12 protein-coding genes and 1 pseudogene are annotated in these 14,198 nt (G+C 49.6%); 6 read left to right on the forward strand and 7 right to left on the reverse strand.

Annotated features, from left to right (window positions below):
• The 4 genes and pseudogenes from ACK5NH_RS20340 to ACK5NH_RS20355 form a co-directional block, all read right to left on the reverse strand.
• Positions 1 to 251 (reverse strand): annotated as a pseudogene (locus ACK5NH_RS20340) (core component of ECF transporter); the annotation flags it as partial.
• Positions 248 to 931, reverse strand: coding sequence for an energy-coupling factor transporter transmembrane component T (locus ACK5NH_RS20345; protein ID WP_416923018.1), 684 nt, complete (start codon positions 929 to 931; stop codon positions 248 to 250). The gene ACK5NH_RS20345 and the pseudogene ACK5NH_RS20340, both read right to left, overlap by 4 nt.
• Positions 921 to 2,288, reverse strand: a complete 1,368-nt coding sequence (locus ACK5NH_RS20350) for an ATP-binding cassette domain-containing protein (protein WP_416923020.1) — start codon at positions 2,286 to 2,288, stop codon at positions 921 to 923. The genes ACK5NH_RS20345 and ACK5NH_RS20350 overlap by 11 nt, the downstream gene beginning before the upstream one ends.
• 1 nt (position 2,289) lies before the next feature.
• Positions 2,290 to 4,407 carry a TonB-dependent receptor plug domain-containing protein gene (locus ACK5NH_RS20355; RefSeq protein WP_416923022.1) on the reverse strand — a complete coding sequence of 706 codons (2,118 nt, stop codon included), beginning with the start codon at positions 4,405 to 4,407 and terminating at the stop codon, positions 2,290 to 2,292.
• Between the two features lie 408 nt (positions 4,408 to 4,815).
• Between ACK5NH_RS20355 and ACK5NH_RS20360 the strand changes: the two genes are divergently transcribed.
• Positions 4,816 to 6,174, forward strand: coding sequence for an isochorismate synthase (locus tag ACK5NH_RS20360; protein WP_416923024.1), 1,359 nt, complete (start codon positions 4,816 to 4,818; stop codon positions 6,172 to 6,174).
• A gap of 22 nt (positions 6,175 to 6,196) precedes the next feature.
• On the opposite strand, the gene ACK5NH_RS20365 is transcribed toward ACK5NH_RS20360, so the two are convergent.
• Positions 6,197 to 6,922, reverse strand: a complete 726-nt coding sequence (locus ACK5NH_RS20365) for an ABC transporter substrate-binding protein (protein WP_416923026.1) — start codon at positions 6,920 to 6,922, stop codon at positions 6,197 to 6,199.
• 241 nt (positions 6,923 to 7,163) lie between these two features.
• Here ACK5NH_RS20365 and ACK5NH_RS20370 point away from each other — a divergent pair, with 241 nt between their 5' ends.
• Positions 7,164 to 7,823 (forward strand): 7-cyano-7-deazaguanine/7-aminomethyl-7-deazaguanine transporter, encoded by a 660-nt coding sequence (locus tag ACK5NH_RS20370; protein ID WP_416923028.1) that lies wholly within the window; start codon positions 7,164 to 7,166, stop codon positions 7,821 to 7,823.
• A gap of 99 nt (positions 7,824 to 7,922) precedes the next feature.
• The gene (locus ACK5NH_RS20375) at positions 7,923 to 8,390 is read left to right on the forward strand and encodes a GNAT family N-acetyltransferase (RefSeq protein WP_416923030.1); all 468 of its coding nucleotides are present in this window, start codon (positions 7,923 to 7,925) and stop codon (positions 8,388 to 8,390) included.
• Positions 8,391 to 8,645: 255 nt separating this feature from the next.
• Here the strand turns inward: ACK5NH_RS20375 and ACK5NH_RS20380 are convergent, their stop codons facing one another.
• Both ACK5NH_RS20380 and ACK5NH_RS20385 read right to left on the reverse strand, forming a co-directional pair.
• Positions 8,646 to 10,781, reverse strand: coding sequence for a cache domain-containing protein (locus ACK5NH_RS20380; protein WP_416923032.1), 2,136 nt, complete (start codon positions 10,779 to 10,781; stop codon positions 8,646 to 8,648).
• On the reverse strand, positions 10,782 to 12,164 hold the full coding sequence (locus tag ACK5NH_RS20385; protein WP_416923034.1) for a sigma-54-dependent transcriptional regulator: 1,383 nt from the start codon (positions 12,162 to 12,164) through the stop codon (positions 10,782 to 10,784). It lies immediately after the preceding gene.
• Positions 12,165 to 12,449: 285 nt separating this feature from the next.
• Between ACK5NH_RS20385 and ACK5NH_RS20390 the strand changes: the two genes are divergently transcribed.
• The 3 genes from ACK5NH_RS20390 to ACK5NH_RS20400 form a co-directional block, all read left to right on the forward strand.
• Positions 12,450 to 13,274: a substrate-binding domain-containing protein gene (locus ACK5NH_RS20390; protein WP_416923036.1), complete on the forward strand. Its 825-nt coding sequence runs from the start codon at positions 12,450 to 12,452 to the stop codon at positions 13,272 to 13,274.
• Entirely contained in the window at positions 13,271 to 13,978 is a 708-nt protein-coding gene (locus ACK5NH_RS20395) for an ABC transporter permease (protein ID WP_416923038.1), read from the forward strand. Before ACK5NH_RS20390 ends, ACK5NH_RS20395 begins: the two co-directional genes overlap by 4 nt.
• 3 nt (positions 13,979 to 13,981) lie before the next feature.
• On the forward strand, positions 13,982 to 14,198 hold a 217-nt coding region (locus ACK5NH_RS20400; RefSeq protein ID WP_416923040.1), incomplete at its 3' end, for an ATP-binding cassette domain-containing protein.

A 14,198-nucleotide genomic window follows, 5' to 3' on the forward strand; every position in this document is an offset into this window, starting at 1 on the left:
AAAATCATTGGGCCGCCCTTACCAACACCGAGCGCCATAGCGACTAAGCCCGCAATGCCGCCACAGGCAATCATGCTGCCGAAACGCCCAAGCACGCCGTAGCAAATCAAGTAGAAGAAGCTCATTAAAAACATGCTGTGGCCAGAAAGCCCAAGCTTGAGCCTTAACATGCCCGTCAATGCCACCAGCAGGGTGGCACAAAAGCCGATAAACAAAGAATCCTGTAAGCTCAGGGGGAGTTTTTTATTCATCTTTTGTCTCTGGGTGAATGCCAATGGGTGGCACGTGAACTCTTGCCAAAGTGACGGCTCTGGGCGGCAACCGCCATCTGGCGAGATAATTTAAGCAATTGGATTAACACAGGAAACAGCACGCAGTACACCAGTTCTGGCCAGTTTTTGGGATTCCGCAACGCCTTAGGGGTAATACGTGCACCGCGCAGACACTGGATCTGGTAAATCTCGCGCACTTCGTCCGCCATAAAAGGCAGCAAACTCAAGGAAGCTGCCACCACAAAGGCCCATTTGGTTGGCAAAAAAGCACTTAACACTTCGCCGATACTCTCGGGCGCCGCCGTAATACACAGCCACCAGCCGGGGATAGTCGCTAGAATAATCCGCCCGACCACCACGGCGCCTTGAGCCAAATGGCCAACACCATAGAGCAACAGATACAGACTCAAGGTAATCGTCAGCTGAATCGCACCGAGTTTAACCACCCCCATGATGCTGCCGCGGCGCGCTAAACCATGGAGCACGAGCAAGCCATTGATCGCCACCAGCGGCAGCAATAAATCTGCGGGTAACACAAAAGCGCAGGCTGAGAGCACACAGACCAACAATAGCGATAGCGCACATAGCGTAGTTTCTTGGCGTTCGCGACTCCAACGCCTGCGGGCTCGTAGTCGCCAGCGACGGCAACTAACCCACATAGCGCTCCTCCATCCCCATGGCTTCTTCTGCCAACAGCCCTTGGCGCAGGCTTAACTGCCGCGACACCGCACTGTGTTCCACCAGCCTGTGACTACTCATTAGAATCGCACAGCCCTGCGCCCTAAGACGCTTGAGCAGGAACCATACTTTTCGGTAATAGTGCTTATCCATGCCAGCAAGCGGGTCATCGAGTAACAGTACCTTAGGCTGCAAGCAGGCCAAGGATGCCAAGGCAACCAAATGCTGCTGCCCGTAGGACAATTTATGGGGAGATTGTTCGGCAAGCGCCATCAACTCGAGATCGAGCAGCATTTGCTCGGCACGCTCTTTAGGGAGTTCGAAACGATTCAGGCTAAACTGCATCTCGGCTAACACGCTGGTTTCAAACAGTTGTCGACTCGGTCTTTGGATTAATAACCCTAACTCGGCACCATAGATGCCCAATTTAGGTTTACGACCTAAGACTTTAAGCGGCAAACGCAGCTTTAGGTTGAGCATCCCGGCTAAGGATTTTAGTAGGCTAGTTTTACCCGAGCCATTATCCCCGACCAGAGTCACTATCTCACCCGCATGTAACTGAAATCCCTGCGGACAGCTAAACAAGGGCTGGCTACCGTCGAAACAGAAATCGAATGCCTCGGCGCTGACCAGCACTTTGCCTAAGTGATGGGCGCCTCCCCAAGCTCTCACTGGCACATCCTGCACAGGGGTATCGCTGACGGTGTATATTCCCTCGGATAAACGGCCAGCCTCTAATTGCCAATAGTGCTGGATAATCTCGGCAAACGCCGCCGCATTATGTTCCACCAGCACCAATGCCATGCCTTCGGCAATCAAATTACGCAGCACAGCCAATAGCTCGCTTACGCCGTTATCATCGAGCTGCGCCCATGGCTCATCGAGCAAGAGTAAATGCGGCTCGCACACCAACTGGGCGGCAATCATCAAACGGTATTTTTGACCGAGGGAAAGTGTACTAACTTGAGTGTCGAGCCGTAAAAACAGCCCGACGCGCCGCAAGGCTAACTGCACTTTAGGCAACATATTCTCGGCAGGGATACCGAGATTCTCTAGGGCGAAGGCGACTTCGGCGCCCACTGTTTGCCTAAGTAGCTGGGTTTGCGGATCCTGCATCACTAAGCCAGTGATCAGCTCTGGGTGACGCCAAATATTCCCCTCATGAGGGCGATTCTGCACGCCCGCACGCAGGTTTAATAGACTCGATTTACCCGACCCCGTTGGCCCGCTGACACAATGGCATTGACCAGCGCTAATCCCTAGCCTGACCTCCTGTAATACAGGGGTTAATTGGCTGCCATAGTTAAAGCTGACACCGTCGAGCTCGAGTAATTTCATCTTAAATTTGCCAGTTCACACCCACGAAGAACTGACGGCCAGCCTGAGGCAAGGCTTCACTCTGGTAGTAGTTCTCATCCAATAGGTTAGTGGCGCGCAGATACACTTCTAACTTATCGGCGATCAGCGGCTGCACTAAGTTGATATCCACTAAGGTGTAATTATCCAGCGACTGTTGTTGGTACTGGTTCTTCCCGTTTACCTTCACCTGGGTCGCATAAACCTGATCGAGGATGCGTTCCACATTGAGGTGGACTTGCGTCTCGAATGGGAACTCGTAACTCATTTGCCAGCGCAACTGGTGACGAGGACGATATTGCAGCGCATCTAAGGTATCGTCACCTTCCATTTCTTTCGAGTCTAGGAAGCTGTAGGAGAAGCTCAGATCTAAATGCTCAATCGCATGGTTATTAATTTGAAAATCAATCCCTTTGAACTCATAGCGCCCCATATTTTGGTAGAAACCATCGGTATCTTTGGCGATGTAATTCTTCGCATCCGTGTAAAAACCGTAGAGCGAGAAGTCGGTGCTGGCGGGTAAGTTTTGCTCCAGACCTAACTCGACATGCTTAGATTCTTCCGCTTCTAGCTCACTGTTACCTGATGATTGCGAGTACAAGTTCACCATCGAAGGGAAACGCACTTTACGTGCCACACTTAAGCTTAGGCGTGAATCAGGTACCACCTGCCAGTAGCTAGATGCCATCGCCGAGTAGTTATCATCCGTACCGTCTGAAGTATCGAGTGAATGGAAAGCCCCGCCCAAGGTGAAGCCATAGTTATGTTCTGACTGATACTGATATTCGGCCGCAGCAGTATATAACCATGCAGAATCATTTAGGTTTTCAGCGCCGCCAGAACCGCCACCGCTACCATTGCCGCCGCCAGAACCTGTTCCGCCGCCGCTACCAGTGCCACCACCAGAGCCTGTTCCGCCGCCGCTACCCGAGCCGCTGCCAGAACCTGAACCAGTGCCTGTGCCCGAGTTATTCCCTGTACCGCTGCCTGTATTGCTTGAGTAAGTATCGACGACTGACTTCCAACGCTGTTCTTCTGCGATCACAGAGGTGGTTAATAGTCCGGCCTTATGGAAATCGGTGATCAGCTGTAAATTGACCCCTTGCACCACGGAGCGGCCATCTTGAGTTTGCGTCAATGCCTGATAGGTTTCATCGGCATAGGCGGCTTCTAAGGTATCGCTTTGATTGTGATAACCAAATCCGCGCAGGGTAAAGGTATCGTCAAACTGATGAGCTAAGCCGAGTTGGAAGGTATGCGAATCATAGTCGTCGGTACGCTCATACTTGAGCTTACCGCTGCCAGTACCATCACGTGAGGGTTTACCCCACTCGCCATTACGCAGTGCCATATTGGCGATCAGCTGTGTCTTATCCGATAACCAATAACTGCCTTGGGCATAGACGTTGGTGACTTCTTTATCTGAGTTTGTGCGCTGTTCACCGTCTTGGTTTTGGGTCGGCTCGAAATCGTTCGACATAGGGAAGCCATCGGTCTGCTGACGGCTAACACTCACTAATCCCTGCCAATCATCGCCAGAACCTGCGGCGCTGATATCGCCATTAAAGGTATTGTCTTTACCCGCTTCCAAGCGCCCAGACAGAGCAGGCGCAGTACTGCCCTGCTTAGTAATAATATTGATTACCCCGCCAGCACCGCTTGGGCCATAAAGCACAGAAGTCGGTCCTACCGACACTTCAACCGAGGCAATTTGGCTGGTTGGGATTACGCTTGGGTCGAACTGACCATCATCGGCACTGCTCATGGGCACGCCGTTCACCAGTAAAGTGATATGGCGTGTCTTAAAACCACGAATATCGACCCTAGGAGTGCCATCACCGCCCACACGGATATACACCCCAGGCACATTCTTCAGCACTTGATCTAAGGTCTGCGCACCTAAAGCGCGGATTTCGGCTTCGTCTATGCTCCAATGGGTGGTCGCCAATTGCTCGGCATCGGCACCTTCGCCATGGACGACAATGACTTCATTCACATTTAGCAGGGGATCGCGGGCGATTTCATCGGCGTTGGCGGTAAAACTCAACCCAATCGCAAGCGCTAAGGACGACACTCTAAAGGCGGTATTTCTGGTAATCATATTATTGTTGTCATACAGGAAATTTAAGATGTGCCCCCTATTGTGGTCGGAGAAAATTCCGTCTCAACCGAAAAAAAATCAAAAACCAACTCAGATCGACTAATTGCAACAAATGGAAAATGAGATGCATCACAAAGAGACAAAATGTCCAACATAGGCAACGGTATCGACAAAAAGACCCATCTGGGTCACATTTTTTAGCATCTCAAAATGAGACTATGGTAAAAGTCACACACTCGTGGGTTGCATCTTGACACTGACGGCCTCGGCCTTTAATTTGAGCGAAAGATTCTTATTTACCCGCTCTTATCCACTCGGTGTAAATGACTTTAAAAAGAATGGATTAACATACCGCTGACTGCCGGAACTTCAGCCACCACCTTCATCTCGTTACCTTTGGAGTTTTATTTGCCCGCTCATGCCCTGTCTGAAGACCTCAAGTCTCTCATCGACAAACTCATTCAATTGAAGCAGGTTCCACCGACGGAGCCGATAGTGCAGTTATCCTTAACAACTGTTTCTATCCCTTTGATTTCATGGCTGGCATCCCAAACCCAATATCCGCGTATCTACTGGCACGGACGCGACAAGGTTGAAGAAGTGGCGGCAATTGGCGCCTGTAAAGACTTTAAGTTTGAAGCTGGTGTCGATGACAACACATTAGCGGATGTCTACGAACAGCAGCGTGCCTTAACAAATAATCCGGAGATCCGTTACTACGGCGGCGTGGCGTTTGACCGCAGCATCGAATCCTGGCCGGAGTTTGGCAACAGTCGCTTTGTGCTGCCCCGTATCGAATTTAGACGCAGCGCGAACCAATTCAGTTTGCGGGTTAATCTCAACTTTGCCGATAAGCCTCCAGCAGAGGAAATTGAGCTTGCCATCGCCGCGCTTGAAGCCGTGATGCCCGCTCGTCCACTCGCGCCGCCCAATAAGCTCACCCTATTGAATCGCAAAGATATTCCAGATTTTCCACGCTGGAAGACCTTAATAGAGCAAGTGGTTGAACCCAAGTTTAATCAAGAGACACCCAAGGTGGTACTGTCGCGCCATACTCAGCTCGAGGTCAATGAACAAGTAGACCCTTGGATGGTGTTAGCCTGCTGGCAGGGGCGTAATCCCAATAGCTTCCAGTTTGGGTTCCAATTTAGCCCCGAGCGCACTTATATCTCTTGCTCGCCCGAGCGCCTATTTCGCCGTCGTCAGCAAGAACTGTTTACCGAGGCACTTGCTGGCACCACTGTACGTGGCCTGAACCAAGAGGAAGATACGGCACTAGCCAATGCACTGCTCGAGGACAACAAAAACAGCATAGAGAATCAGCTGGTTCGCCGTCATATAGTCAACATGCTCACCCCTTTGAGCCAACATGTGGGTGCCGAAGAAGCAGCTACGATTTTTAAGTTGAACCATATTCAGCATCTCCACCGCGCCATTCGTGCCGAGTTAAAGCAGGGCGTGAATGACTTTCAATTGCTAAAGGCGCTGCACCCAACCCCTGCGGTAGGCGGTCTCCCCCGAGAGTCTGCCATGCGCTTTATTCGCGAGCGTGAAGGCTACATGCGCGGCTGGTACGCCGGTGCCTGTGGCTATTTCAATAAATATGAGAGTGAATTTTCGGTGGCTATCCGCAGCGCCTTGATTGAACCAGGCAAGATCAATCTATTTGCTGGTGCGGGCATTATTGCGGGCTCAGATCCCGAGGCTGAATGGCAGGAGCTAGAAAATAAGCTAGCGACGATTATGTCAATTTTGATCGAACTTTAACGGCAAATACCTATATTTCGCATCAATAGCCATTGGCTTTGGTCTCAGTGTAGAGCCGCTCCTGCTCACCGGACTCAATCAGCTTTTTATGCTCAATATCAAAATGTTGCTTTAGCATTCGCCCCTTTTCTGTATTGGCAAAGGCAAAATAGGTTTCGGCGGTGAGCACTCCAGGAATAATCACAAACTGCTGCGGCGCCTTCAATTGGGGGACGAGAGTCTCTATATTCTTTCTGTAATCCAGCACGGCATCCGTTCGCCCCGCATTCACGCTATTTAGCATGCTTAAGATATCGCTGCCTTCCTCATAATACATAGGAGTTGTCGTCAACATGTTATAGCGGTAGGCCAACATGGCTTGCACTCTCTTGTGGGATAAACTCTCCATCCCAGCCCAAGTCGCTGCAATTTGAGGGGTGACGGCGGCATCGATAGAATCAAGTTCAACGGGGTTTTCACTCAGTAGACTATTTTTCACATCCCCTTTATAAACGCTGAGGATCATATCGACTCTATTGGTTTCAATCATATAAAGCGTGCGGGCGAAGGGTATAAACTGTACATCGAGTTGCCAATCGGGGGCTGGAAACGCCCGGCGGAGAATATCGAAGTAATAACCCGTCTCATCGGGATTGGAGAAACCTTGCCACGAGGCGGTGACCAGATGGATCACAACGGGTTTAGCCGGTGTCGCGTAAGCGCATAAACTCAATAAACTAAAACACAAGGCCGCAAGAAATGATCGCATCGCTTTCTCCTCCCATTTCCTAACAGTGTAGAATAGTTTCTATACCCATGCTGTGACCATATTGATTACTCGCACTGGAAAAATGCGGCTAAATTGCTTGGAATATAAACAGTAAGCTTGCATCTTCAGGCCTGGTCACTATAATGGCGACCCCGATTTCAGCACGCTGATATTGGGTAAAATAACAACAGATCATTAGCGGGTTCCCTCACCCCGCCCTACACAACTAAAAAGGCCACATATGTTAATGTTAACTCCTGCGCAGCTTCGCCGCGCACTCCTGCTATTAGTGGGATTTCACATACTGATTATTTGCGTAAGCAACTACTTGGTACAACTACCGTTTCAATTGTTTGGTTTTCACACCACTTGGGGAGCTTTTAGTTTTCCCTTTGTGTATCTCGCGACCGATCTTACCGTGCGAATCTTTGGGCAAACACCCGCCCGTAGCATCATCCTCAAGGCCATGGTGCCCGCGTTGATGATTTCCTATGTCATGGGTGTGGTATTCCATCAGGGTAGCTTCCAAGGGATAGATTCCTTAAGCCAATGGAACACTTTTGTGTTTCGCATCGCCTTCGCCAGCTTCGCGGCTTATTTGATTGGCCAGTTGATGGATATCACTGTCTTCGCCCGTCTGCGCCAGAGCCGTTCCTGGTGGGTCGCGCCCGCGGCATCGACCATTGTTGGTAACTTAGTCGACACCTTAGTGTTCTTCAGCGTCGCTTTTTATGCCTCGACAGACAGCTTTATGGCGGCCAACTGGCCTGAAATCGCGACCGTGGATTACAGCTTTAAGCTCCTCGTTAGCTTAGGGTTATTCCTGCCCGCCTACGGCGTCCTGCTGAAGGTCTTACAAGACAAGATCTTGCAAACCAGTCCACAAAAATCATTTTCCTGATTAACTCAACTGGCCAGACCTGTTATAATTTGAGCAGTTTTTTGTTCGGCCCCATTGCGTTAATGCGCAATTGGGGCTGATTTTCTGTGAGAGAAAATTATGTATTCAATTGAAATTAAAGCACTGACAGCTCTGACGCCTGAGTTGACCACACAGCTTATCGAACTGAGCAAGCAAATTCCCGAACTCGATCGCCCGCTGACAGACGCAGCGCTAGCAGAACGCCTATCGGGTAAGACTTGCTTGATTCTCTTAGCCTATGTGGAAGGTGAACTTGCAGGCTTTAAACTGGGATACGAACAGGAAGAAGCCGTGTTTTACAGTTGGTTAGGTGGTGTTGCGACCGACTTTAGACGTTTAGGACTGGCTCAAAGCCTGTTGGAATACCAAGAGACTTGGGCAAGCCGCCAAGGTTATAGCCTTATCCAGGTTAAGACCATGAATCGCTTCCCTGCAATGCTCAATCTGTTGATTAGAAATCAATATTTGATTACCGAGCTGAAGGCCGATCCCCAAAGCCTAATCGACCATAAACTGCATTTAAGCAAGTCGATTACCGCCGCTTAAGGGCGGCTCTGATAAAAATGTGCATTTTTTTGCGAGAAATAACTTGCAAACGCAAGTGAGAATGATTATCGTTAACTTGCGTTCCAAAACTCATCTTTAACACGGATGACTGGTAATCTGACGTTGTTAAAGTGCTCCTGAGTTTGCAAGCACGACATTGCTCACACACACTCTTTTGTGGCCGGATTCATCATCCGGCTTTTTTTTGCCTTTTATTCAGCTAATCAATCCATTAGCGTTCCGAATACTGCTATTCTAGGATGAAACTTCGGTGCATTGGCCGGAAAAATGTAAGCCATCGTAAGGGTTGTTTTGCTGATCTTCCTTCGCCTCGTGGTACAAGCCAATGGTGAAGATAGACCCTTTGCCCAGTACAGAACTCACCTCAATGGTGCCACCGATGCGTTTGATAATGCCGTAACTGAGTGATAATCCAAGGCCAGTGCCGTCTTTACGCGTGGTGTAAAAGGGGTCGAAAATCCGCCCTAGCTGCTCTGGTGGTATCCCAGAACCTTCATCCTCAACCTCGATTTTGACGCCAATAGGCATATCCTGCTGTACCCAATCATAGGTGCGTACCCAAATCCGTCCCTTACCATCCATCGCATGGGCGGCGTTAACTACAAGGTTAATCAGCACTTGTAGTAACTGTGGGCGATTTACCTGTACAGGACAACTGGCGTTCAGTTCAGTGATCAGCACAACTTCTTGTTTTTGAATAGAGTGTCGTACTAATACCAGCATTTCCTCGATGATAGGCGTAATAGGATGCATCTCTAAGGGAGCGTTAAACTCCCCAGGGCGACTATATTGCAGCAAGCTGCGGATAATAGTGCTTATACGGCCAACCTGTTGAATAACCAGATCGATTTCTTCTTTTACCACCTCGGCATTGTCACCAAGCTCGTAACGCAATAGCTCCATATTGCCGAGGATTACCGCCGTTGGATTGTTAATCTCATGGGCAATCCCTGCGGTTAACTCACCCAGAGCGGTTAACTTCTCATTGGTCACTAACTGCTGGCGAGTCTCGTTGAGCAGGGCCACGTTACGCTGCAACTCTAAGGTCTTATCCTGCAAGCTACGAGTCCGCTCTTCGACCTTCATCTCGAGTTGTTCGGCGGCAGCTTGAATTTGGGCATTCCGCCGTTGCAATAGGTCGAGCATACGGTCGAACTGTTCGGCAAGATTCGACAGCTCGTTATCCCTGTCTAGCCCTAAGGCGCCAATACGCACATTGCGCCCAGACTGGACCGCTTGCACCACATGGTGAATCCGCTCAATCGGTTGCAACAGGCTGTAGGCGCCACGGTAAACCAACAACCCCGAGATCAGTAGCACCAGCATCAGAATAGTGCCTAACTCTATGATATTTAGCAGATAGTTGTGGATAAAAGGCGATTCAGAGAATCCGGTGTAGATCATCCCGACACGCTGTCCACGAATATCTTCCAAGGGCGCATAGGCGGAAATAAACCAGTCGTTAAACACGAAGGCGCGATCGACCCATAACTCACCTTGGTTTAGCACTTTTTCGCGCACTTCCTCTGACACTAAACTACCGAGCGCCCGCCCTTGGGATTCATTGGGCTGCGGAAAAAAGTGCAAAGGCACGTTGGTAGAGACACGAATATTATCGAGAAAAATGGTGACAGTACCTATGGAACGCTCGGGCAAGGTGCCCTTGTCGTAAACGAGGTCACGGATATGGTCGACGATACGGGTATCCCGATTAAATAACACGCCACCGTCGAGGTACCATGCCACTTTGCCTTCCAAATCGGGGATAGGCAGCAAACTGCGACTCAGTAAACCACGGTCTTCGACCTGTTTATTCGGACTTTGCGCCCGCAGGGTCGCCAGCAGTGGAATAGCCGCCCTTTGGGCTAAATCAGGATCGATACGCGCTAAGCGATCTGGCGGTAACACCATCAATCCCGAATAGGGTAATAGACCACCCATTTTAGGAAGAATCTGTCGTAAATCAGGATCGGACGCCGCTTCAGCTACACTGACAAGCCTTAAAAAATCCAGGTCGAGTTGTTTTTTCTGCTCATTTAAAAAGGCATCTATGCTCGCCCTATGACCTAGCTCACCGGAAAGGATTGGCCGAAAATCATTCTGAAAAGTCCATGAGGTCATCACTCGTTCTAGCTGTTTCTCCTGACGAACTTGCACCTGTTGCAGCGTGTTCTCGGCGACAGCTAAATCGGCTTTTACCTTCATAAACAGTTGTTTGCCTGTGTAACTGATATTCCAGTAAATAGTGATAAACACTAAACTCACCAAGGTGAGCAAAATTGGCAGCAGCGTGAGGATCAGAATGCGATAGCGCACTTTGGCCTGCATTTGCTGCCAACTGACACCAAAAAAGTGAGTAAAAAAAGACACTTAGAACTCCTGCTCGTCGCTAACGTCAAACCACTCTTTATACTTGCGATCTAAAGTCTTGCGGGAAACGCCTAAGTCCCTCGCCGCCGCCGATTTATTGCCAGAATGCAGGTCAACCACGCTAGTCACATGGTGTTTTTCCACTTCTTTCAATGGCCAATCTAAGGGATAGCCTTGAGAAGCCGAAGACTCAGTCTTCACCTGTTGTTTCCAATATTCCGCCGGCGGCTTGCCGAGCAAGATGCACCGTTCAATCATATTGCGCAGTTCACGGATATTACCTGGCCACTCGTGTTGTTGCAGTTTCACCATATCCTCATGGCTCCACACAACTTCACGCACGCCTAATTCCGCCGCCAACTGGCGAGTAAAGTGGTGGGTCAATTCGACTACATCCTCCGGGCGCTCACGCAGAGGAGGAATTAAAATATCCAGCACATTCAATCGATAATAGAGATCACGACGGAAGTTACCCGCCTCGACCTCATCCATGAGTGTTCGGTTAGTAGCCGCAATCACCCGGACATCAATATTGACCTCCTTTTCACTGCCTACTGGGCGAATCGCCTTCTGCTCTAATACACGAAGCAGTGCTGTCTGCATCTTGAGTGGCATCTCGCCAATCTCATCGAGAAAAATAGTCCCGCCGGAGGCAAAACTGAATAAACCTTCGCGATTGCCCTTCGCGCCAGTAAAAGCACCCGCCGTATGGCCAAAGAGTTCGCTCTCAAGAAGTTCAGGGGCAATCGAGCCACAGTTAACGGGCACGAAGGGCCCTTGGCGACCGCTGAGTAAGTGCAATTGCCGCGCAACTAACTCTTTACCCGTGCCCGATTCGCCTTGAATTAATACCACGGCGTTGGTCGGTGCCACACGTTCAATCACTTGCTTAACCGACTTCATGGCTTCGCTACTGCCAATAATGGTAGAGGAATAGCCGATAGAGACTTCGCGGCGCAGCATTAAGTTTTCACGGCGCAGCAAACGACGCTCAATACAACGGTCAACCGCCGACATCATCTGCTCGAGGTGGAAGGGCTTCATGATAAAGTCTGAGGCACCAGCCCGTAGCGCTTTAATGGCCACTTCTAAATCTGCATAGCCAGTCATAAAGATCACATCGGAGCGGCGGCCTTGCTCGTCTAAGGCTTCGTGCCACTCGATACCCGAGCGGCCCGGTAAACGGATATCGACAATCAATAAATCGAAGTGGCAGCGACTACGTAATTGCTCAGCATCTTCAATACTGCCCGCCGTTTCGACTAAGGCGAATTTCTTCGAGAGTGCCTTATTCAAAAAGCTACGCATCCCAGGCTCGTCATCGACGATCAGGACCGACACTGCGGAAGGAAGGGGCTTGAGGTTATTATCTATCTGGCTCATAGTGCTCACTTCTGGACATTTTGACTCAATTGCGACCAATTCTAGCATCGAAACTAGACAAATAGGTCACTATGAACCATAAGAAGCATGCGCTGAGACAATTTGTCTGCAAACTATTTGTCGAGCCTGAGACCGAGGTCACAATTTAGATCAAGCTGTGAACGTAAATGCGCCATTGTTGGTTTGGCATCCTATTTGCTTTCAATCGAACGCATTACAATTTTCGGAACTTCCAACTCAATAGGCAATTGAGTCGGAAACCTATTTTTTCGCCAAGGAGTATCCATGCTAAACGTGAAATCCCATATGAAGTCATTACTGGGCCTGGTTGTTGCTGCCAGCATGCTCACAGTGTTACCCGCTCAATCGGCTGAAGTCATCAAGTTAGCCACCACTACCAGTACTGAGAACTCAGGTCTGTTAAAAGAATTACTGCCTAAGTTTGAAAGTGAATCAGGCTACAAAGTACAAGTTATCGCAACGGGTACCGGGAAAGCGTTGAAATTGGGCGAGCAAGGCGATGTGGATTTAGTGATGACCCACGCCCCGAGTGCTGAAGCAAAATTTGTTGCCGACGGTTTTGGCGTTGAGCCGCGTGGCATTATGGAAAACGATTTCGTGGTGTTAGGTCCTAAAAATGACCCAGCAAAACTGCGTGAAAGCAAAACCGCTGAAGAAGCCTTCGCTAAAATCGCAAAATCTGGCTTACCTTTCCTCTCTCGTGGTGATAACTCTGGCACCCACATCAAAGAGTTGGAAGTATGGAAAGCCGCTGGCGTGACTCCAGAATTCAAAGGTTACACTTCAGTTGGTCAAGGCATGGGCAAAACCCTGCTAATGGCAAACGAATTACAAGGTTACACTCTGTCTGACCGTGGTACTTTCGTGGCTTATAAAACTAAGCTGGACTTAAGTGTGGATTTCGATGGCGGTAAAACCCTAGCTAACCCATACCAAGTGATTCTGATCAACCCAACTAAATACCCAGATCTGAACCACAAAGGCGCGAAAGCCTTCAGTGACTGGCTGATCAGCAAAGAAGGTCAAGCCATGATCAACAACTTCAAAGTTGAAGGCGAGCAACTGTTTAAGGCAACCTATAGCGAATGAGCGAAGGCTGGCTAGCACTGTTACAGCAGGCATTAAGCCTGCTGTTTTCATTGGACCCCGACGTTTGGTCCATCATATCTGTCTCGTTTTCGGTTTCTTTCGCGGCACTTCTCATCACCTTAGTTCCTTCTATGGTGCTCGGTTTTGTGTTGGCGTTTGCCCATTTCCCTGGCAAGTGGTTTGTCACTAACTTAGTGCAAACACTGCAATCGATTCCGACCGTTGTGATAGGTCTACTGGTGTATCTGATGTTGACCCGCAATGGCCCACTCGGAGACCTAAAGTGGTTGTTTACCCAAGAGGGGATGATCCTCGGCCAAATGATGATTTGTGCCCCAGTGATGATTGCCATGAGTCAAGCGGCCTTCACCAGTGTCGATCGTCGGGCATGGGAAACCTCACGTACCTTAGGCGCCTCTTGGATAAGCGCCGTCTGGACAGTCTGCCGTGAACTGCGTATGCCGTTATTACTGGCGATTGTAGCGGCCTTTAGCCGTATCCTAACCGAAGTCGGCTGTTCTATGATGGTCGGCGGCAACATCTTGAACGTGACACGTAATATCCCTACCGCTATCGCACTGGAAACCAGTAAAGGCGATTTCGCCCAAGCTATCGCCCTCGGATTAGTGCTGCTAATCTTGGCCTTGATCCTCAACTTTGCCTTAGGTAGTTTACGTGGCAAAGAAACGCCAAGGAGCCATTAAGCTATGACCCAAGCCAAACTGATCGCCCGTGACTTGGAAATGTCCTTTGGCTCGCGCTTAATATTCAAAGCCCAAAGTCTCGAGTTATGCCAAGGGAATGTCATTTATTTGCAAGGTGACAACGGTTCGGGCAAGTCAACCCTAATGAAGATCCTCGCGGGTTTACAACTGCCATCCAAGGGTATGATTGAAGTAAGCGGCTTTAAGAAGGATACATGGT

It is taken from the genome of Shewanella sp., from assembly GCF_047975355.1.
In the GTDB taxonomy this organism is placed as follows: domain Bacteria; phylum Pseudomonadota; class Gammaproteobacteria; order Enterobacterales; family Shewanellaceae; genus Shewanella.